Source organism: Vibrio sp. OPT46 (assembly GCF_015163535.1).
In the GTDB taxonomy this organism is placed as follows: domain Bacteria; phylum Pseudomonadota; class Gammaproteobacteria; order Enterobacterales; family Vibrionaceae; genus Vibrio; species Vibrio alginolyticus.
On record NZ_JADDYG010000081.1, the window covers coordinates 1 to 813 of the forward strand.

Annotated in this window: 1 protein-coding gene; it reads right to left on the reverse strand. The window is 42.6% G+C overall.

Annotated features, from left to right (window positions below; genetic code table 11):
* Positions 1-155 precede the first annotated feature (155 nt).
* A partial coding sequence (locus IQR33_RS03325) for a hypothetical protein (protein ID WP_193843515.1) occupies positions 156-813 on the reverse strand: 658 nt, incomplete at its 5' end.

The window sequence follows — 813 nt, forward strand, 5'->3', positions numbered from 1 at the left end:
GCGCTGGTGGACAGCAGCCTTGAGCGGCAGAACTTGGTGAGGGACGAGCCCTAGTGATGCAGGGGTAAGTCCGGCGGGTGGGCCTCGGTGGCGACTAGGGGGGACCCCTGTTAGTGGAGAGCGCTTGACTGGCCATAATGACCAGTCAAATTTTTCTACAGTATATATAAATCGTAGTAGCTAGCTTCTTCAGCTGTAAGCTTATACCCAGGCTCTACAGAGTGGGTAGATACGCGATCTTTACTACATTTAATGGCTTTAAGTGTGTTATTGATCTCACTGCAAGCATCAACAACAAACAGATCTGGGATAAAGCCATTCTTAAAAAAGCTTGTTTGTTTATTGCGGATCATCTTTAGGAAGACTGTTTCAATTTTAGGTGGTAGCCCGTAAACAAGTGCATGCCTTACAGTCATTAAATTTATGAACTCATGAAGTATTTCGTGGAATGTAAATCGACCTACTTGGTGTTCTGAGGATTCTGTAAAAGCGGTACACTTGTAAATCAGATTGGTAAGGAGATTACATGTAATGTAATCAACCTCTAAAAGTTGGCCTTTGCATTCAGATTTTTTGATTCCTAAATCTTGTACTTGATTGACCCACTCCAGGTAAGGGAGCACCGTATTTAAATCATCCAGTAAGTACCCAAGTTTGGTTTCGAATTCACGTACCTGTTTGTACCAGCATGCTAGCACCTTGTCGGAATTTCCATATTTGCTCTGAATAGGTTGGGTTCGGATGCTTCTAAGACGTTTGCCTTGAATAGCATTTACGCACTTGAATGCTAGTGTAAGTGCTTTTTTTACTTGT